General features: G+C 66.0%; 18 protein-coding genes, 1 tRNA gene and 1 pseudogene. 12 read left to right on the forward strand and 8 right to left on the reverse strand.

Annotation, left to right across the window (positions count from 1 at the left end; translation table 11 throughout):
* Positions 1 to 31: 31 nt before the first annotated feature.
* The 3 genes from CVN68_RS06415 to CVN68_RS06425 form a co-directional block, all read right to left on the reverse strand.
* On the reverse strand, positions 32 to 1,207 hold the full coding sequence (locus CVN68_RS06415) for a hypothetical protein (protein WP_100281456.1): 1,176 nt from the start codon (positions 1,205 to 1,207) through the stop codon (positions 32 to 34).
* 132 nt (positions 1,208 to 1,339) lie between these two features.
* Positions 1,340 to 2,536 carry an exo-beta-N-acetylmuramidase NamZ family protein gene (locus tag CVN68_RS06420; protein WP_100281457.1) on the reverse strand — a complete coding sequence of 399 codons (1,197 nt, stop codon included), beginning with the start codon at positions 2,534 to 2,536 and terminating at the stop codon, positions 1,340 to 1,342.
* Between the two features lie 75 nt (positions 2,537 to 2,611).
* On the reverse strand, positions 2,612 to 3,148 hold the full coding sequence (locus CVN68_RS06425) for a DOMON-like domain-containing protein (RefSeq protein WP_158298766.1): 537 nt from the start codon (positions 3,146 to 3,148) through the stop codon (positions 2,612 to 2,614).
* 32 nt (positions 3,149 to 3,180) lie between these two features.
* Between CVN68_RS06425 and tyrS the strand changes: the two genes are divergently transcribed.
* Positions 3,181 to 4,407, forward strand: coding sequence for a tyrosine--tRNA ligase (gene tyrS / locus CVN68_RS06430; RefSeq protein ID WP_100281459.1), 1,227 nt, complete (start codon positions 3,181 to 3,183; stop codon positions 4,405 to 4,407).
* 101 nt (positions 4,408 to 4,508) lie between these two features.
* Positions 4,509 to 4,832, forward strand: coding sequence for a PilZ domain-containing protein (locus CVN68_RS06435; protein ID WP_100281460.1), 324 nt, complete (start codon positions 4,509 to 4,511; stop codon positions 4,830 to 4,832).
* A 2-nt stretch (positions 4,833 to 4,834) separates the two neighbouring features.
* Here CVN68_RS06435 and recG read toward each other — a convergent pair whose 3' ends face one another.
* Positions 4,835 to 6,895, reverse strand: a complete 2,061-nt coding sequence (gene recG / locus CVN68_RS06440; RefSeq protein ID WP_100281461.1) for an ATP-dependent DNA helicase RecG — start codon at positions 6,893 to 6,895, stop codon at positions 4,835 to 4,837.
* 72 nt (positions 6,896 to 6,967) lie between these two features.
* Between recG and CVN68_RS06445 the strand changes: the two genes are divergently transcribed.
* Entirely contained in the window at positions 6,968 to 7,234 is a 267-nt protein-coding gene (locus tag CVN68_RS06445; protein ID WP_100281462.1) for an FAD assembly factor SdhE, read from the forward strand.
* A 94-nt stretch (positions 7,235 to 7,328) separates the two neighbouring features.
* Complete coding sequence (mfd, locus tag CVN68_RS06450) at positions 7,329 to 10,787, forward strand: transcription-repair coupling factor (RefSeq protein WP_100281463.1); 3,459 nt, start codon at positions 7,329 to 7,331, stop codon at positions 10,785 to 10,787.
* Between the two features lie 78 nt (positions 10,788 to 10,865).
* On the opposite strand, the gene CVN68_RS06455 is transcribed toward mfd, so the two are convergent.
* Both CVN68_RS06455 and CVN68_RS06460 read right to left on the reverse strand, forming a co-directional pair.
* Positions 10,866 to 11,288: a hypothetical protein gene (locus tag CVN68_RS06455; RefSeq protein ID WP_100281464.1), complete on the reverse strand. Its 423-nt coding sequence runs from the start codon at positions 11,286 to 11,288 to the stop codon at positions 10,866 to 10,868.
* Entirely contained in the window at positions 11,285 to 13,267 is a 1,983-nt protein-coding gene (locus CVN68_RS06460) for a putative bifunctional diguanylate cyclase/phosphodiesterase (RefSeq protein WP_100281465.1), read from the reverse strand. The genes CVN68_RS06455 and CVN68_RS06460 overlap by 4 nt, the downstream gene beginning before the upstream one ends.
* Positions 13,268 to 13,347: 80 nt before the next feature.
* Between CVN68_RS06460 and moaA the strand changes: the two genes are divergently transcribed.
* The 4 genes from moaA to CVN68_RS06480 all read left to right on the forward strand — a co-directional run bounded on the left by moaA (position 13,348) and on the right by CVN68_RS06480 (position 15,885).
* Positions 13,348 to 14,361, forward strand: coding sequence for a GTP 3',8-cyclase MoaA (moaA, locus tag CVN68_RS06465; RefSeq protein ID WP_100281466.1), 1,014 nt, complete (start codon positions 13,348 to 13,350; stop codon positions 14,359 to 14,361).
* Positions 14,358 to 15,125 (forward strand): NAD kinase, encoded by a 768-nt coding sequence (locus CVN68_RS06470; protein WP_100281467.1) that lies wholly within the window; start codon positions 14,358 to 14,360, stop codon positions 15,123 to 15,125. The genes moaA and CVN68_RS06470 overlap by 4 nt, the downstream gene beginning before the upstream one ends.
* A gap of 102 nt (positions 15,126 to 15,227) precedes the next feature.
* Positions 15,228 to 15,302, forward strand: a tRNA-Asn gene (locus tag CVN68_RS06475).
* A 133-nt stretch (positions 15,303 to 15,435) separates the two neighbouring features.
* Entirely contained in the window at positions 15,436 to 15,885 is a 450-nt protein-coding gene (locus CVN68_RS06480; RefSeq protein ID WP_100281468.1) for a hypothetical protein, read from the forward strand.
* Here CVN68_RS06480 and CVN68_RS06485 read toward each other — a convergent pair.
* Positions 15,807 to 16,562 carry a methyltransferase, TIGR04325 family gene (locus tag CVN68_RS06485; protein ID WP_233503695.1) on the reverse strand — a complete coding sequence of 252 codons (756 nt, stop codon included), beginning with the start codon at positions 16,560 to 16,562 and terminating at the stop codon, positions 15,807 to 15,809. The genes CVN68_RS06480 and CVN68_RS06485 overlap by 79 nt on opposite strands.
* Before the next feature lie 367 nt (positions 16,563 to 16,929).
* On the opposite strand from CVN68_RS06485, the gene CVN68_RS23885 reads away from it, so the two are divergent.
* Entirely contained in the window at positions 16,930 to 17,064 is a 135-nt protein-coding gene (locus CVN68_RS23885) for a helicase RepA family protein (RefSeq protein ID WP_233503745.1), read from the forward strand.
* Positions 17,057 to 17,242 (forward strand): annotated as a pseudogene (locus CVN68_RS06490) (YjbQ family protein); the annotation flags it as partial. The gene CVN68_RS23885 and the pseudogene CVN68_RS06490, both read left to right, overlap by 8 nt.
* Positions 17,243 to 17,322: 80 nt before the next feature.
* Here the strand turns inward: CVN68_RS06490 and CVN68_RS06495 are convergent.
* A complete protein-coding gene (locus CVN68_RS06495) occupies positions 17,323 to 17,553 on the reverse strand; it encodes a KTSC domain-containing protein (RefSeq protein WP_233503608.1) in 231 nt (76 codons plus the stop codon).
* A gap of 53 nt (positions 17,554 to 17,606) precedes the next feature.
* Between CVN68_RS06495 and CVN68_RS06500 the strand changes: the two genes are divergently transcribed.
* Together CVN68_RS06500 and CVN68_RS06505 are read left to right on the forward strand one after the other, a co-directional pair.
* Positions 17,607 to 18,620, forward strand: coding sequence for an adenosine deaminase (locus CVN68_RS06500; RefSeq protein ID WP_100281471.1), 1,014 nt, complete (start codon positions 17,607 to 17,609; stop codon positions 18,618 to 18,620).
* A complete protein-coding gene (locus tag CVN68_RS06505; protein ID WP_233503609.1) occupies positions 18,617 to 19,138 on the forward strand; it encodes a phosphoribosyltransferase in 522 nt (173 codons plus the stop codon). The genes CVN68_RS06500 and CVN68_RS06505 overlap by 4 nt, the downstream gene beginning before the upstream one ends.
* Positions 19,139 to 19,216: the final 78 nt, after the last annotated feature.

Consider the following 19,216-nt stretch of genomic DNA (forward strand, 5'->3'; position numbering starts at 1 on the left):
CCCTGATAAGCGGAATGTGATTAAAGCGAAGCTAAGCTTTTTCGCGGGTGCCCTCAACCGCGGCGGCAAGCGTCAGGAACGCATAGAGCGCGACGGCGGCCAGCCCGAACTGAACGAGCCCGGCCAGCGCGAAGGGCGTCAGCAACAGCAAATGCGCCGAGGGGCTCGCCCACCAGCGCCGGTGGCGCGAGGGCGCGCGCTCGATCAGCAATTGCGCCGCGAACGCCACCAGAGCGAGCACCAGCGGCGTCGTGGTGTCGAGCCGCACGCGTTCCATCCAGCCGCAACCAAGCGCAACCCCGCCGAACAGCACCAGCAGTGCCCATTCGACGCCGCGCGCCCGCTTTTCCTCACCGCGCAGCGCCGCCATCGCTCCGCCGGTCGCCAGTGCGGCGGCGGAAAGCAGCGAGGCGATCAGCCCGGTGCCTTCCCAATTATAGCCGATCGCGGCGAACGAAAGCAGCGCAAGCAGACCGCCGACCGCCAGCAATCCCCATGCGGGGAAATTGCGCGATACCAGCTCGGGCAGCGCCATCCGCGCGATTCGCGTGAACACCCAGCGATCCGCCCAGTCGATGCGGCGCTCGGTCAGCGCGGCAAGCACCCCGGTGTTGCGCGCGGCGAGGCCCTCGGCGCTATGTTCGACGGCATGGCCGCTGCGCAGCCAGCTGGCGGTTAGTGGAATATGTTCGGCGCCCGATTGCGCCGCGACCCGGAGCAGCGCCGACTGGAAATCATAATCCTCGGGCATCTGCGCGATCTGGCCGAGCTGGCCTACCGAGATGCGAGCCACGCCGGCCCAGCAGTCGCGCATGTCGAGCCGCTCGATCGCAGCGGGCGAACCGGCATCATCGGTGACCAGCAAAGCCTCGGGGCCTTCATGCCCCATCCGGTCCATCACCGGATCGGTGGTGACCAGCCCGTCGGCCATCACCAGCACGCGCGCGCCTTCGTCAATCTTTTCGGCGGCTTCCTCGGCCGATCGCACGATCTCGACGCCGACTTCGCCCCGCCCGGCGCGGCCGACCGCAGCGAGAAGCGCCGGAGTCATCCGTCCCACCGCGACCAGCACCTGTTCGGCACCGGCGCCGACGAGCAGCCGCACCTGATATTCGAGCAAGGTCATTCCGCCGAACGGCAGCGTCGCGACGAGCGTCCCGGGACGGTCGTTCGCCTCCTCGATCGCAAAAATAAGCCCCGCCAGCATGATCTTGTGGTTAGCGGCTGCCGCGCATCCTGCAAGTCCCCCTTCCGCTTGCAGGGGTTAGGGGAGGGGAAATCGAGGACGTCGGTTGCGGATGGCCCCTCCCCCGACCCCTCCCGCAAGCGGAAGGGCAGATCAGTATAGCAGGAAAGGCCGCCGCGCCTCGGCCCACGCCGCCTCGTCGGGCAGGGTCAGCGCGTCGAGATCGCCTGCCAGAGCGTCCGCACCGTCGACCCATTCGCGCAGGCCCGGACCGCCATTGATCACGTCGATCGCCAGCTTGTCGAAGACATATTCGTAGGGGAAATCGCGCCACAGGTCGTAGTCGGGGTAGAGCGCGCGGATCGCCTTGAACCCCAAAGCCTGCAGCCGCCACGGCTTGAACGCTTCGTGGTCATAAGCCGGCCCCTCGGCGTGGAGGAATATTCCCGAGCAGAGCTGCCCGACATGCTTGTGGAAGGTCGGCTGGAACCAGAAGTCGCGCAGCGTACAGCCTGTCAGCCAATCGGGAGCGAAGCGGCGCATCTCGGCAATCACGGCTTTTGCGTCGACGTCCGGCGCCCCGAACAGCTCGAGCGGCCGTGTCGTCCCCCGCCCCTCGGACAAATTGGTACCCTCGAGCATTACTGTGCCCGCATAGGCCCGCGCCATGTTGACGTTGGCGGCATTGGGGCTTGGATTGATCCATGGCCGCTCGGCAGGCCAACCGAACCCGGGCGCCGCCTCGGGCGCCCAGCCCTCCATCTCGATCACCCGATATCCAACGTCGAGCTTGAAGTGATCGATGAACCACGCGCCCATCTCGCCCAGCGTCATCCCGTGCCGCATCGGCATCGGCCCCGCGCCGACGAAGCTCTCCCAGCCGGGGAGCAAGGTCAGTCCCTCGATCGGCCGCCCCGCCGGGTTGGGCCGATCGAGCACCCATACTTCCTTGCCGTGCGCCGCTGCGGCTTCGAGCAGGTAGAGCAAGGTGGTCACGAAGGTGTAGATTCGGCAGCCGACGTCCTGCAGGTCGATCAGGATGACGTCGAACGTCCCCATCGACTGCCCGGTCGGCCGGCGCACCTCGCCGTACAGGCTGAACACCGGCATGCCATAGGTCGGATCGGTGAAGTCGGGTGACTCCATCATATTGTCCTGCAGGTCGCCGCGCACGCCGTGCTGCGGCCCGAACACCGCGGAGACGTTGAGCCCGCTTGCCACCAGCGCGTCGAGCGAATGGGTGAGGTCTGCCGTCACCGAGGCGGGATGCGCGAGCAACGCGACGCGCTTGCCCTCCAGAGGCTTCCGCAGCTCAGGCTCGGCGAGCAGCCGATCGATACCGAATTTCATGGAAAGCGAGGTGCCGGGAGTCGCGGCACGACGCAAGCCGGATCATCGCACTTTACCGGCCGGGTTACGATGGCCTCACCGCGCCGCCGCGGGAAGCTCCCATGCGAAATTGGCCTCATGGTGGAAGTCGGGCTTCCCCCCCGGATGCGCGAGCGACCAGAAAGAGCGTTTACCGCCGGCCTCCTCGATCACCGCAGTGACGCCGATGCACCAGTCGCCATCGGGCAATGCGGACAGGTCGACCGCCGCACGCATCTCGCCGCCCCACCATTCGATCGCCGGCACGCCCAGCGGCAGATCGATCATCCCCGCGCGATAGCCGGTGAAGCGATAGGCTGCCCATTCACCCGAAGGCGAGAAGTTGAACTCGTAATAGCCTTCGCCGTCGTCCGGCCTGACGAACAGCTCGAAGCAGGTGTGCTTCCATAATTCGTTCGCGCGCCGCGGCGGCCCGGCCTCGGGAGTCACCAGGCCATCCGCCCCGTGCACCCGAAATTCGATCAGCCAGCGCCCGTCGCCACCGCATGCCAGCATCACGTCGATGCCGCGCACCGCGACCGGCGCGAAATCGGGATGCGGCACCAGCGTCCCATTGCCCAATCCTCTCCCCAATTCACTTCCTCCATGCTAGGCGGCGCGGCATCATGACCGAATATAAGTCCGAACTGCTCCGCCTGCTCTCTTCGCGCGGCTATATCCACCAGGTCACCGACCCTCAGGGGCTGGATGCCCTCGCCGCGCGCCAGGTCGTTCCCGGCTATATCGGCTTCGATCCGACGGCGCCGTCGCTCCACGTCGGCAGCCTCGTCCAGATCATGCTGCTCCGCCGGCTCCAGCAAGCGGGCCACAAGCCCATCGTGCTGATGGGCGGCGGCACCGGCAAGGTCGGCGATCCCAGCTTCAAGGACGAAGCCCGCAAGCTGCTGACCGAAGAGACAATTGCCAGCAACATAGCCTCTATCAAGACGGTGTTCGAGAACTTCCTGACCTTTGGCGACGGCCCCGCCGACGCCGTGATGCTCGACAATGCCGAATGGCTCGACGCACTCGAATATCTGCCTTTCCTGCGCGATTACGGCCAGCATTTCTCGGTCAACCGGATGCTGAGCTTCGATTCGGTCAAGCTGCGGCTCGATCGCGAGCAGTCGCTGTCCTTCCTCGAATTCAACTACATGATCCTCCAGGCGTACGACTTCCTCGAGCTGTCGCGCCGCCAGGCCTGCCGCCTGCAGATGGGCGGCTCGGATCAATGGGGGAATATCGTCAACGGCATCGAGCTGTCGCGCCGTGTTGACGGCACCGAGGTCTACGGCGTCACCACGCCGCTGATCACCACCGCGGACGGCGGCAAGATGGGCAAGACCATGTCGGGTGCGGTCTGGCTCAACCCCGAACAGCTCTCGCATTATGATTATTGGCAGTTCTGGCGGAACACCGATGATCGCGACGTCGGCCGTTTCCTTCGGCTGTTCACCGATCTCCCGCTCGACGAGATCGCCCGGCTGGAGGCGCTCGAAGGTGCCGAGATCAACGAGGCCAAGAAGATCCTCGCCAACGAAGCGACTGCGATGTGCCGCGGATCCGCCGCTGCGCAGGAAGCCGCCGAGACCGCGCGCCGGACCTTCGAGGAAGGCGCCGCCGGCGAGGCGCTGCCGAGCTTCGCGGTGCCCGGGGGCAGCATCCTTATCGTCGATGCGCTGGTCGGCCTTGGCCTGTGTGCGTCCAAGGGCGAGGCGCGACGCAAGATCGCCGAGGGAGCGATCAAGGTCGCCGACCAGCCGGTGAGCGATCCGATGGCGAACGTGGCGGTCACGGGCCAGGTCAAGATCAGCTTCGGCAAGAAGAAGCACGGCCTGCTCGTCTCTGCCTGACAGACGCACGATAAGTCCCTGTTAAGCAGCTTCGTTTGAAGCGAATTCACACGCGCCCGATATCACGGCAACCCTACCCTCCAGGGTTGAGCGAGGCGCGTATGAGTTTCAGCATCGGCAATCTGGCCATCGCCGACGACCGGCAGGAGATGCGCGATGACGTGCATTATCGTGCGCGCGCTTATGGCCCCGATGCCCGCCAGCTCACCTTCCTGATCGTCAACATCTCGCCGCACGGCCTGATGGCGCGCTGCGACACGCCGTTCGAGACCGGCGATCGCCTGCGCATCGTGCTACCGGTGGCGGGACCGGTGAGCGGCGAGATACGCTGGTCGCTGGGCGGCCGCCTCGGCTGCCAGTTCGACCCGGCGATCGATCTCGCCACTTATTACGAACTCATCGCGGTGCTGGTGAAGGGGAAATAGCCTCAACCCGCCCGCAGCAGCGCCACCGCCGCATCCCGCTCGAACAAATATAGCGCCGTCCGCGCCGCTTCGCCCCGTGGGGTCTTAAGGCTGCGATCCTGGTCCACCAGCAATCGCGCATCGGCATTGGCCGCAACGATCAGCGCCTGCATCATCTCGGGCGTCGCCAGCCGGAACGTCTGTTCGCCCGATTGCCGCGTGCCGAGCAGTTCGCCGCCGCCGCGCAATTCGAGGTCGCGCTCGGCGATCAGGAAACCGTCATTGGTGTCGCGCATCAGCGCGAGTCTGGCCCGGGACGTCTCGCTGAGGCCATTCCCGCGCAGCAGCACGCAATGCGACTTGCCCCCGCCCCGCCCGACCCGGCCGCGCAACTGGTGGAGCTGGGCCAGCCCGAAACGGTCGGCATGCTCGATCACGATCAAGGTCGCATTGGGCACGTCGACTCCGACCTCGATCACCGTGGTCGCCACGAGCACGCCGATATGGCCGCCAGCGAAGCGCGCCATCACCGCATCCTTTTCGGGTCCCTTCATCCGCCCGTGCACCAGCCCGACCTTGTCGCCGTATCGCATCTGGAGCTCCGCCGCGCGCTGTTCGGCGGCGGCGAGGTCGACCTTTTCGCTCTCTTCGACCAGCGGGCACACCCAATAGGCCTGCTTGCCCGAGTCGAGATGCCGTCCGAGCGCTGCGACGATCTCACCCAGCCGGTCCTCCGATATAACGCTGGTATCGATCGGCTCGCGCCCCGGCGGCATCTCGTCGAGTCGGCTGACGTCCATCTCGCCATGCGTCGCGAGCTGAAGGGTGCGCGGGATCGGCGTCGCGGTCATCACCAGCAGATGCGGCGGCACTTGCGCCTTGGACTGGAGCATCAGACGTTCGGCCACCCCGAAGCGATGCTGTTCGTCGACCACCACGAGACCGAGATCCTTGTAGCGCACGCCTTCCTGGAAGATCGCGTGCGTCCCCACCAGGATATCGATCGAACCGTCGGCGAGCCCCATCAAGGTCGCCTCGCGAACCTTGCCCTTGTCGCGCCCGGTCAGGATCGCCACGCTTACATCCAGCCCGGAGAGCATACGCGTAAGTGTCTCGAAATGCTGCCGGGCGAGGATCTCGGTCGGGGCCAACATCGCCCCTTGCGCACCCGCCTCGGCGGCGATCAGCAGCGCCATCGTCGCGACCAGAGTCTTGCCCGATCCGACATCGCCCTGGAGCAGCCGCAACATCGGCTGGGCCTGCGCCATGTCGCCTTCGATCTCGCGGATCGTCCGCGCCTGCGCGCCCGTCGGGGTATAAGGCAGCTTCAGTCCGTCCCGCAGCCGGCCGTCGCCGGCAAGCGGCCGCCCGCGCTTCGACCGCGCCTCGCCGCGCACCAGCAGCAGCGCGAGCTGGTTGGCGAAGATCTCGTCATAAGCGAGTCGCTCGCGCGCCCTGGCATCGGCAGGATCGGCGTGAATCGCCGCCAGTGCCTCGCGCCATCCGGGCCAACCCTTTTGCCCCTTCAGGCTCGGCTCGATCCATTCGGGCAGTTCCGGCGCCCGTTCCAGCGCCTGCCCTGCCAGCGTGCCGATCCGCTTCGACGTGATCCCTTCGGAGCACGGATACACCGCCTCGCGCCCGACCGATTGCGCCTCTTCGAGCGGCAGCACGAGATCGGGATGGACGATCTGCAGCTCCTGCCCATAGGTCTCGAGCTTGCCCGAGACGAAGCGCGGCTCGTTGAGCGGCAGTAGCTTCTTCGCCCAGCCCGAATTGCCGCCGAAGAACACCAGGCTGACAAAATTGCCCTTGGCGTCGACCGCCTGCACCCGCGCCGGCGCCCGCGCGCTGCCGCCGAAGCGATAATTCACAGCAGTCAGCGTGATCGCGATGATGCGCCCGGCATCCGCAGCGTCGAGCTCTTCGCGCGGCACCCGATCGATGAACCCGGTGGGCAGGTGGAACGCGACATCCACTGCTCGCGCCAGCCCCAGCCGCTCGAGCGGCTTGGCGAGCCCAGGGCCAATGCCCTTCAGCGCGGTCACCTCCGCGAACAGTGGATTGAGAATGTCCGGCCGCATGTCTATCTCCGCCCCTACACCGAAGCCGACGGTCGCTCAAAGCGCCGCCGGCCGATTTGCGTTGGAGTTTCTGTGGACCGCGAACACCGCCTCAAGCGTCTGCGCTTCCGCGCCTGGCATCGCGGCGTCAAGGAAGCCGATTTACTCATCGGCGGCTTCTTCGACGCGCATTCCGAGGGGTGGGACGACGCCGAGATCGAATTGTTCGAGGCTTTGCTCGAAGAGCAGGACGTCGACATCATGGCTTGGGCGATGGGAACCGCTGACGTGCCCCAACACTATGACGGCACAATAATGCGCGCGCTCAAGACTTTGAATTACGTACCGATTTCTAATTAGCCGTCACCCGGCGGAAGCCCGGGTTTCGGGTCTTGCGCAATACGCCCTCGGCCTGAGGTCCCGGCTTTCGCCGGGATGACGAGAAGAGACGAGAATGCCCGACCTCAACAAGATCCTCACCGCCACCCGGCCCCTCACCCTTTCGGGCACCCCGACCGGCTTCCTTCCCTGGATGTTGGCCGACCTCGCCCGTGCCGGGAACATGGCGGTGTTCGTCGCCTCGGACGAAGCGGCGATGCGCACGATCGCCTCGACCGCGCATTATTTCGCCCCCGAGCTCGACATCCTCAGCTATCCGGCGTGGGATTGCCTGCCTTATGACCGCGCCAGCCCGACGCTGCGCGTCATGTCCGAACGGCTCGCCACGCTCCACGCGCTTCAGATCAAGTCCGAGAAGCCCCGCCTGCTCGTCACCACCGTCAACGCCGCGAGCCAGCGCACCCTCACGCCCTTCCGCATCCGCCAGCTCGTCGCCCGCCTTGCTCCCGGCGAGCGCATCGGCCTCGACAAGCTCGCGACGCTGCTTCAGGCGAACGGCTATGTCCGCGTCGACACGGTGCACGACGCCGGCGAATTCGCCGTTCGGGGCGGTCTGGTCGACCTCTTCCCCAGCGGCGCCGAACAGGCCCTGCGTCTCGATTTCTTCGGCGACGAGATCGAGAGCCTGCGCACCTTCTCGCCCGAGGATCAGCGCACTACCGGTCGCGTCGACGGCTTCGTCCTGCTGCCCGCCTCCGAAGCCTTGCTCGACGAGGAGTCGATCAAGCGTTTCCGCGGCCGCTATCGCGAGAAGTTCGGCGCCAACGCCACCGGTGATCCGCTCTATCAGGCGATCAGCGACGGCCGCCGCCTCGCCGGCATGGAGCATTGGCTCCCGATGTTCGAGGAGCGCCTCGACACCTTGTTCGCGCATCTGCCCGACGACGCAGTGATCGTCCGCGACTCGGCCACCGCCGGTGCCGCCGAACAACGCTTCGAAGCGATCGCCGACTATCAGCAGAACCGCGTCCGCGCCGAGTCGACCGCCCCCGGCAGCTATCGCCCGCTCGCCGCCGACACGCTCTATCTGTCTGCCGACGAGTGGGCCAAGGCGCTTGACCATGGGCCGGTGCATATCGCCACGCCCTTCCATGAGCCTGAAAGCGCCACCGTCCTCGACTTCGAGGTCGATGGTCCGCGCGATTTCGCCCCCGAGCGCGCCGCCGGCACCAATGTCTACGAAGCTGTCGTAGCTCACCTCGCCAAAGTACGGAGAGACGGGAAGAAACCGATCCTCGCCAGCTATTCGGTCGGCGCCCGCGAGCGCCTCTCTGGCCTGCTCGCGGACCACGGCCTCAAGGGTGCCCGCAACGCCGATGGCTGGCAGGAAGCGCTCGGCACCGCGGACAAGGGCATCGCCCTCATTGTTCTGCCGCTCGATCATGGCTTCACTGCACCAAACGTCGCGGTGCTCACCGAGCAGGACATGCTCGGCGACCGTCTCGTCCGCCGCAGCAAGCGGCGAAAAAATACCGATGCCTTCCTTCAGGAGCTCGCCACGCTCTCGCCGGGCGACCTCGTCGTCCATATCGAGCATGGCATCGGCCGCTACGAGGGCCTCACCCAGATCCCGGTGCAAAAGGCGCCGCACGATTGCGTCGCGCTCTCCTATGCCGGCGGCGACAAGCTCTACGTTCCGGTCGAAAATCTCGAAGTGCTGAGCCGCTACGGCTCGGGCGAGGAAGGCGCGACGCTCGATCGGCTCGGCGGCGAGGCATGGCAGCGCCGCAAGTCGAAGATGAAGGAGCGAATCCGCGAGATTGCGGGCGACCTCATCGCCACTGCCGCCAAGCGCGCCACCCGCCCCGCCGAAATCGCCGAGCCCGATCATGGCGGCTACGCCGCATTCGTCGATCGCTTCCCTTACGAGGAGACCGACGACCAGGACCGCGCGATCAACGACGTGCTCGGGGATCTTGCCGCGGGCCGGCCGATGGACCGCCTCATCGTCGGCGATGTCGGCTTCGGCAAGACCGAGGTCGCGCTTCGCGCCGCCTTCGTCGCCGCGATGGCGGGGATGCAGGTCGCCGTGGTCTGCCCGACCACTTTGCTCGCCCGCCAGCACCATCGCAATTTCGTCGAGCGCTTCCAGGGCTTCCCGATCGAGATCGGCCGCCTGTCGCGCCTGGTGCCCGCCGCCGAGGCCAAGGCAGTCAAGGAAGGCCTGACCGAGGGCAAGATCGACATCGTCATCGGCACCCACGCGATCCTGTCCAAGTCGATCGACATCAAGCGCCTCGGCCTCGTCATCGTCGACGAGGAGCAGCGCTTCGGCGTGACCCACAAGGAGCGCCTGAAGGCGATGAAGGCGGACGTCCACGTCCTCACCCTCACCGCCACCCCGATCCCGCGCACGCTGCAGATGGCGATGTCGGGCCTGCGCGAGCTTTCGGTGATCCAGACCCCACCGGTCGATCGCCTCGCAGTGCGCACCTATGTCATTCCTTGGGATCCGGTCGTGCTGCGCGAGGCATTGCTGCGCGAGCATTATCGCGGCGGCCAGGCCTATTTCGTCACGCCGCGCATCTCGGACCTCCCCGATATCGAGGCGTTCCTGCGCAACGACGTCCCCGAGATCAGCTATGTCGTCGCGCACGGCCAGATGGCCCCGACCGAAGTCGAGGAGCGCATGTCGGCCTTTTACGATCGCCGCTACGATTTGCTCATCTCGACCACGATCATCGAATCCGGCCTCGACATCCCGTCGGCGAACACGCTGATCGTCAACCGCGCCGACAAGTTCGGGCTCGCGCAGCTCTACCAGATCCGCGGTCGCGTCGGACGCGCCAAGACACGCGCTTATGCCTATCTGACGACTCCGCCCGAGCGCCAAATGACCGAGGCGGCCGACAAGCGCCTCAAGGTGCTGTCCGATCTCGAATCGCTCGGCGCCGGTTTCCAGCTCGCGGCCCACGATCTCGACATCCGCGGTGCCGGCAATCTGCTCGGCGACGAGCAATCGGGCCACATCAAGGAAGTCGGCTACGAACTCTACCAGTCAATGCTCGAAGAGGCGATCATGGACGCCAAGGCCGGCGGGCTGCGCGACGACATCCGCCCCAAGGACCTGTCGCCGTCGATCACCGTCGACGCGCCGATCATGATCCCCGAGGACTATGTCCCCGATCTCGATCTGCGCATGGGGCTCTATCGCCGCCTCAACGATGTCGAGGACACCCGCGGGATCGAGGAGTTCGCCGCCGAGTTGATCGATCGCTTCGGCAAATTGCCCGAGCCGACCGAGAATTTGCTCCGGCTGATCGAGGCCAAGCTCAACGCCAAGACGGCGTGCATCGCCAAGATCGACGTCGGCCCCAAGGGCGCGCTCGTCACCTTCTACGACGACAAATTCCCCAATGTCCCCGGGCTGCTCGCTTATGTCGACAAGCTGGGCGGCACCGCCAGGCTGCGCCCCGACATGAAGCTGGTCATCAACCGCGCCTGGGCTGACCCCAAGGCCCGGCTCCACGGCGCGCTGCAGCTTTCGCGCGGGCTCGCCAAGGCGGCGGGATAAAGCAGCCGCAGCACCGTAACTCCCACCGTCACCCTGGCACTTCAGCCAGGGTGACGGTAATGATGCCGGGCTCGCTCCCTACTTCAGTGGGCCAAGCTTGCCCAGTTCTCCACTTATGGAGAGCAACTCTTCTTCTTCCTCTTCCAGCGCCTCGGCGTCGAACTTCTCGCGGGTCATGTCGAACGCGCCGGTCAGTCCCTCGACGATCCAGCTGCCCATCACGAGCGTCCCGTCGGCATCGACCGCGCCCGAATAGCGTACCGCGTGGGTCCAGCCGCCGCTGCCGTCATATTGTTTGGTGAAGCGCAAGCTGGCGCCATCGCGCTGGCCGGTGACGGTCGCTCGCCGGATCGCTCCGCTTGCGTCGTCCGGCTCGGTGATCGTGCCGGTCACTGCACCCGAGATTTCCTCCAGCAGCGCGATGAAACCATTATCCTCATGGCCGGCATAGGCCGCGTAATGACCATACCAGACGCCGCTCACATCCTGTGGGTCGGTCATCCCTGCACCAGATTGGCGAGTGCCGGCACGTCGAGCGGCTCGGCGCAGAGATAGCCCTGGAAATACTGACACCCTTCCTTGGCAAGCAAGTCGAGCTGCGCGTCGGTCTCCACGCCCTCGGCGACGACCGCCAGCCCCAGCGAGCGTGCCATGTCGATCACGCCGCGCACCACCACGCGATCGCGGTGCGCGCCGGTGATGTCGTGGCTCAGCCGCTTGTCGATCTTGAGATAGTCGAGCGGCAGCGCCTTCAGATAAGCGAGGCTCGAATAGCCGGTGCCGAAATCGTCGATCGCCACCCGACAGCCCGCCGCGCGCAGCTGCGAGAGCAATCGCGCCGCCTCGGTCAGATCGGCCATGATCCCGCTCTCGGTGATCTCCACCGTCAGACGCGACCGGGGGAAGCCGCTCGCATCGACTCGCCCCAGCAGGCTGTCGGCAAAGCCCGCGCGGGCGACGTCGCTCGCAGTCACGTTGATCGACAGCCGCAGCCGCCCGAGCTTCGACGGCCATTGCGCCGCCCCGGTGAGCGCGCGCCGCTGGACGTGATCGCTGAGCTGGGCCTCGAGCCCGGCGCGCTGCGCGGCGAGGAACAAGGTCTCGGCGCCGATCTCGCCCAGCTGCGGATGCTGCCAGCGCGCCAGCGCCTCGACTCCGACGATCTGTCCCGAAGCGATCGCCACCTGCGGCTGGAAGCGCACGCCGATCTCGCTGCGCTCGAGCGCGCGGTGCAGATCGTTGGCGAGCTCCTCCATCGGCGGGGCGTTGGGCTCGACAGGCACAGCGTCGCCGAGCAAGGCCTCGCTCGCGCGCCGCAACAGGCTCGCCGCCGTATCGCCGGCCATGCTCGCCGCGCTCGCCATCTTCGCGCCGAGATGCGCGATCTCGCCTCCCGCGACGAACGGCCGGCTGATCGCCTCCTCGAGCCGCGCCTCGGCATCGGCGAGCTGCGCGGCGTTCGCACCTGGGCTGGCGACGAGGAACTCCGAGCCGCCGATCCGCGCAACGATCGCCTCGCGGCCCAGCATTTCGCGCGCCACTTCGGCCGCGCGTCGTGAGACCCCGCGCAGCAGCACGTCGCCGGCCGCGCGGCCATAAGCGGTGTTCACCGTTTCGAATCGGCTCAACCCGATCAGAATCGCGCCGATCGACTGTCCTTCGGCAAGCTGGCGGTCGATCCAGCGGCGCGCGCTGGTCGCATCGCGCGCGCCGGTCAATGCATCGCGCACCGCCACGCTGGCATCGGGCGCCACCCCGAGCGCCTCGACAAGCGCGTGCAGCGACCCGCTTTGCGAATCATATTGGAGGTGCTGCACGACCCGGCCCACCCCTGCCAGATCGTGCGCGAACGCAGTCGAGCCATGATCGGGGCCAAGCCGGCGCAGCGCGCTCCTGACCAGATGGCGATCCTCGGGATCGAGTCGCCGCATCACCGAGAGCAGCCCCGGCGCCTCGCTAAGCCCAAGCAGATTGGCGAGCCCGGGGGTGATCTGGAGCGAGCGCATCTCCGGATCGAATCGCCAGCCGAGCGGCTCCGGCGCGCCGCTGCTCTGCCCCCGCGACCCCGCCAGCCGCTCGACGTGGCGGTGCGCGAAGCGAATCGCGTGCGCCATCGCAGCCGACGACATCGGGCTGCCGAGAAAGTGCGTCGCTCCGGCGTCGTAGAAGTGCCGCATGTGCACGGTGTCGCTCTGGGAGACTAGGATCAAGATCGCCCCGCCATGCGCCTCGACCGCCCTGCTCAACGCCTTGGTCGCGTCGAGCCCTTCGCTCATCGCCCCACGCGCGTCGATCACCGCGACGCTGGCGCCGCTGGCGAGAAACCGCTGTTCGAGACCATCGGGGCGCCGCGCCGCGACCACTCGCCAGCCGCCGCCGGCTGCCGCCGCAGCCACTTCATCCCGCTGGCGGAAGGACAGCACGAACACCGGAATATCGGTTGCGGCGGTGGCGTCGGCGATCGTGAAATTGTCATCCATTGCCCCCTCGATAGCCGGAAGCGTCGCGCGCCGCCATCCGAAGGGTTGTTTGGCCGCGCACAAGGCCTTACCGCCGTAACATGGCCAGCGTCCCCGTCCTGAGCGCCGACAAACTGGTGGACCGCCACGGCCGCGCGATCACGTATTTGCGCATTTCGGTCACTGATCGCTGCGATCTGCGCTGTCGCTATTGCATGGCCGAGCAGATGACCTTCCTGCCGCGGGCGGAATTGCTCAGTCTCGAAGAGATCGCGCTGATCGCCGAGCGCTTCGTCGCGCGCGGGGTTCGGAAAATCCGCCTCACCGGGGGCGAACCGCTGGTCCGCCGCGACATGATCGATCTCGCGTGGCGGCTCGGCCGGCAGATCGGCGCCGGGCTGGACGAACTGACCCTCACCACCAACGCCACCCGACTCGCCACGCATGCCGAAGCGCTGTTCGCCGCCGGCATGCGCCGGATCAACGTCAGCCTCGACAGCCGCGACCCCGCTCTCTTCCGCCACATCACCCGCCACGGCGACGTGACCAAGGTGCTGGAAGGGATTGCCGCCGCCAAGGCCGCGGGCCTCAGGATCAAGATCAACATGGTCGCGCTCAAAGGCCTCAACGAACACGAGGTCGGCCCGATGCTCGCCTGGGCCGGCGAAGAGGGGCACGATCTGACGCTGATCGAGACGATGCCGCTCGGCCAGATCGACGAGGACCGCGCCGATCGCTTCCTGCCGCTGCCGCGCGTGCTCGCCGATCTGCGCGACCGGTTCGAGCTCGTCGCCGACGACCATAGCAGCGGTGGTCCCGCCCGCTATTGGCGACTGGCCGGCACCAGTACGCGGCTCGGTCTGATCTCGCCGCTCACTGGCAATTTCTGCGCAACCTGCAACCGTGTCCGCCTCTCGACCGACGGCAAGCTCCACATGTGCCTCGGCCACGAGGATTCGGTCGATCTGCGCGAAGCAATCCGCACCGGCGGGCTCGCCGAGGTCGACACCCGGATCAGCCACGCGCTCGACCTCAAGCCCGCCGCGCACGATTTCCGCATCGCGCCGGGCGCAGCGCCCGCGGTCGCCCGTCACATGAGCGTCACCGGCGGATGACCCTTCGCGCGCTCGTCGCCTCGCCGACACCGCCTGCGCAGGCCGCTGTCGAGGAGCTGCGCAGCGCCTATGACTGGGTGCCGCTCGAGGAAGCCGAGGAGGTTGTCGCACTGGGCGGCGACGGCTTCATGCTCCAGACGCTCCATGCGATGCTCGAGCGCCGCCGCATCCTCCCCGTGTTCGGGATGAACCTCGGCACGATCGGCTTCCTGATGAACGACTGGCGGCTCGAGCGCCTCGATGAACGCCTCACGCGCGCCAAGCCCTTCAGAGTCTCTCCCCTGAGCATGACCGCAGTGACGATCAGCGGCGAGCAATGCGTGCTTCCGGCGATCAACGAAGTCTCGTTGCTGCGCGAAACCCGCCAGACCGCCAAGCTCGAAGTCACCATCAACGACCGGGTCGTGCTCGAGGAGCTGGTCGCCGACGGCATGCTGGTCGCCACGCCCGCCGGCTCGACTGCGTACAACCTCTCGGCCAACGGTCCGATTCTGCCGCTCGGCTCGGCGCTGCTCGCGCTCACCCCGATCAGCCCGTTCCGCCCCCGGCGCTGGCGCGGCGCGATCCTCCCCGAAAAGACCCGCATCGGCATTCGCGTCCTCGAAGCCGACAAGCGCCCGGTCAGCGCCGTCGCCGATCAGCGCGAAATCCGCGAAGTATCGCACGTCCAGATCGAGATCGACCATATGCGTGACCTCACCTTGCTGTTCGATCCGGAGCACGCTCTGGACGACCGCATAACGATGGAACAATTCATCGCTTGAGCCCGTCGCGTCAAAAGACGCGCAAACCGCTATTGCCATGTCCGAAAACCCGCTGCTATAGGCGCGCCTCCGCAGCGGCACTGGTCGCTCAGAAGACGGTTTTCCCCGGTAGCTCAGCGGTAGAGCGTTCGACTGTTAATCGAATGGTCGCCTGTTCGAATCAGGCCCGGGGAGCCATCTTTTCCGCAGGAAACCTAGGGTTTTCGGCATCGCGTCGCCTCCTGCGCGGCTTGCGTTATGACAGGCGTTATGACATTCGCCGTCTGTTCCATAAATCATTTTCGGCCTCCCCTGCGATGATCGCAGCGACGTGCTGACGCCGTGTGATGGCGATTCGGCGGCCTTTTCGTTCAGTGATTTGGCGGCGTGCACGCTTGGTGCAAACAAACTGACCATCTGCAATTCGCGGGTTAACGCGACGTTCTACTCGAACTTCATCAAGGGCGGTTCGATTGAGCTTCAGAAGACTGGTCAATCCAGCTCACCGCTAAAGGGCGTCCTGTCCAGCGTCCAGACTTGGCCGGCCACCACGATCGCGGCAGGCGCGAACGACTACCTGTCCCTCACCTCGACAGGCATGAACGACAGCGCCGTGCTCAGCGCGATGCTGGTGACGTTAAACGCCGCCCTCGTTGGTCTGCGCTGGGAAGTCGTGCCGGTCAATTCGGACTCGGCACACCTCTACGCGTTTAATACCACCGGCTCATCGATCAACATCCCGAACGGCACGCAGGTTCGGGTCGTTTCCTTGCAGTTCTGATGCACCCGCAGCAGAAACCCCCTGTGCCGCACCCGGCTTGCCCCGAGGGATATCTGATCGGCGGGGCATTCCCACTGCATGACGATCTCACCTAGCTCCGCCAGCGCGTTCATAAGCTTGCGCTCGCCGGGGAGCAGTGCGGGGTACGAACCCTGCCCCTTCACCACCTGAACGGTCGCAATATCCTCCGCGGCAACGGGCAGGCGATTGAGCACGACGTAATCTGCGTGCGCGGCGAAATCCCGAAGTACTGCATATGGGTCGGGGAGGTACTGAAGCGTCCCGCTGATCAGGGCGATGTCGAAGTGCCCCTGAGGCCGCTCGGTCGCGAAGTGGAGAACAGGTGCGCTCGTCCGGGCAGCAGCAACTTGTGCCGGCGTCTCGACTACGGTCCAGTCCCAGTCGGTTTGGGGAAAGAGCCGCGCCATGCTGTAGTAATGGCCGCCGAGACTGCCGCCGAGATCCACAACGCGCAAGTTGGCGCGGGCGGCGACGATCGGCGCGAAGGCGGCGACCAGCTGCAGCGTGCGGGCCTCGGTAATCGGACCCTGAAGGGCGGGAAGCTCTCCGCGCTGCAACGACAGGGGGTTCTCGTATCCGAGGCTGTGCGCGCGGGCTTGAGCGAAGCTTGCATAGCGACCCCTGTATCGTACCGATCCGCCAATCCCGGCCAGCATCTCCACCAGCCTAGGCGGTATCCATGCCCGGAGGCGGCTAGTCATCTTGGTCACGGCCTACATTCCGTGATTTTCGATGTACCAGACAATGAAGCCGCAAAACACGGCCACAATCAATACAAGGCCTACCTGGTGTCTAGGCTTAATCATTCTCGCATCATCATTATTTTCTTCGCCCTCGTCAACTAAAAGGATACGACGATGGCCGATCAACGCAGGCTTGTTCCGTGATGGACAAGCCCAGCGCCGAGAATCTGAAGCGCACGATCGACGCCGTCCGCAAGGACGTCGGGTTAGAGATCGCCTGATCATCGTCGACACCGTGTCGCGCGCGATACCCGATCAGGACGAAAACTAGCAGGATACCATGTCATTGCTCGTCGACAGCATGGCGGATCTTCATAATTACACCGACGGTGCTGCGATCGACATCCACCACTCAGGCAAAGACAAAGAGAACGGTATGCGCGGCAGCACCGTCCTTCTGGGCGGCCGCCCATGACGACGAGGGTCCGGACGACATGCCTGCGCATCTCCGCGCCACACTCACCGGCATCCAGCTTTCGATACCGTTGATCGCCGGCAGTCTCGCGCTCGGCACCTGGCAGGGTATCTATCTGTTCGAACACCGCCGCCGACCGCACCGCCGCCAGATCGCCTTGCACCTAATCGGCACCTAGCCGTCATCCCGGCGAAAGCCGGGATCTCAGGCGATGGCGGTCAGGCTGCACGAGATCCCGGCCTTTGCCGGGATGACGGTTCAGGGTGCCGCCCGCCTCCGATGCTCGGTGAAAGCAAAATGATCGCGGATATGCCGGTTGAAATAGCTGCCCTTCGAGAAGGCCTCGCGCATCGCCTGCGCCACCGCGGGCGGCACCTCGTGATAGCTGTACATGCGCCCGCTGACGAAGACGATGTCGAGCCGCTGCCCGGCCTCGTCATAGTCCCAGCGACGGATCACGCTCGAAGGCATGAATCGATAACGCGCCACGCCGCCGCGTGCTCCCGCTTGCGCCTCTCCCCCGCCCCTGCGATGCTCGCCCGATGAGCGACGACGCCTTCATCACCGGCCTGCCCAAGGCCGAGCTGCATCTTCATATCGAAGGCAGCCTCGAGCCCGAGCAGATGTTCGCCTTCGCGCAGCGCAACGGCGTGACGATCCCCTACGCCTCGGTCGAAGAAGTCCGCGCGGCTTATGATTTCTCGAACCTGCAGGACTTCCTCGACATCTATTATGCCGGCGCCGACGTGCTGCGTACCGAGGAGGATTTCCGCGATCTTGCGCTCGCTTATTTCGATCGCGCCGCTGCCGACGGCGTCGTCCATGCCGAGATCTTCTTCGACCCCCAGACGCACACCCATCGCCGCGTGCCCTTCGGAGTCGTCGCCAACGGTCTCCTTGCCGGCATGGCCGAAGCCGAGGCAAAGCACGGCCTCACCTCGAAGCTGATCCTCTGCTTCCTGCGCCACCTCGATGAGGAGGATGCTTTCAAGACCCTCAGCCAGGCCCAGCCATGGATCGACCGGATCGCGGCAGTCGGGCTCGATTCCTCGGAAGTCGGCCATCCGCCCGCCAAGTTCGAGCGCGTCTTTGCCGCAGCCGCAGCCATGGGGCTCAAGCGAGTCGCGCATGCCGGCGAAGAGGGGCCGCCCGAATATGTCTACGAGGCACTCGATCTGCTTCATGTCGACCGGCTCGATCACGGCAATCGCAGCCTCGAGGATCCGGCTTTGGTCACGCGCCTCGCGCGTTCGGGGATGACGCTCACCGTCTGCCCGCTGTCGAACGTCAAATTGTGCAACGTCGCCTCGATCGACGTGCACCCGATCGACCGGATGCTGCGTCTCGGGCTGCGCGTCACCGTCAATTCGGACGATCCGGCCTATTTCGGCGGCTATGTCGGCGAGAATTACCGCGCCATCGCGCGCGGCCGGGCGCTCGACCGCGACGATCTGGTCACCCTCGCCCGCAACAGCTTCCTCGGCTCTTTCCTGCCCGACGAGGCCGTCGCGACGCACCTCGCCCGGCTCGATGCGTATGTGGAGGCGCATGCGTGAGCGGCATCGTCTTCACGCCCTATCTGCACGAGGAAATGGTCGCCGGCATCCACGTCCTTGCCGCCGCGATGGAAGACGAGGGCTGGCGCCCTGCCTTGCTGGTCGGCGTCGGCCGCGGCGGGCTCGCGCCGGGGGTCTATCTGTCGCACCGGATGAACCTGCCGCTGGTCTCGATCGATCATTCGACCCGGATCGCGCCATTCGGTGCCGAACTGATCGCCGTCCTCGCCGAGCGGACTCGTGCGGGCGAGCAATTGCTGTTCGTCGAGGACATCAACGACAGCGGCCGCACGATCGGCGAGATCCGCGCCGCGCTTGCGGCCCAGGGCGCGATCGATGCGAATATCCGCTTCGCCGTGCTGATCGACAACCGGCTCTCGGCGCAGCGCGTCGAATATCGCGCGCGCACGATCGATCGCAGCCTCGACAAGGACTGGTTCGTCTTTCCATGGGAGGCGATGGCGCCGCTTGAAAAACTCGCCGAGGAAGCGATGGAAGTGCCGGAGCGAATCGCCTGACGCGTTCAGCCTCCGTCAATCGCCGCGAGCGCACCATTCACCGCATCTTCGCGCGGGAGCCTTTCCCCTCCCGTGCGC

The organism is Sphingomonas psychrotolerans (assembly GCF_002796605.1).
Lineage (GTDB): Bacteria > Pseudomonadota > Alphaproteobacteria > Sphingomonadales > Sphingomonadaceae > Sphingomonas > Sphingomonas psychrotolerans.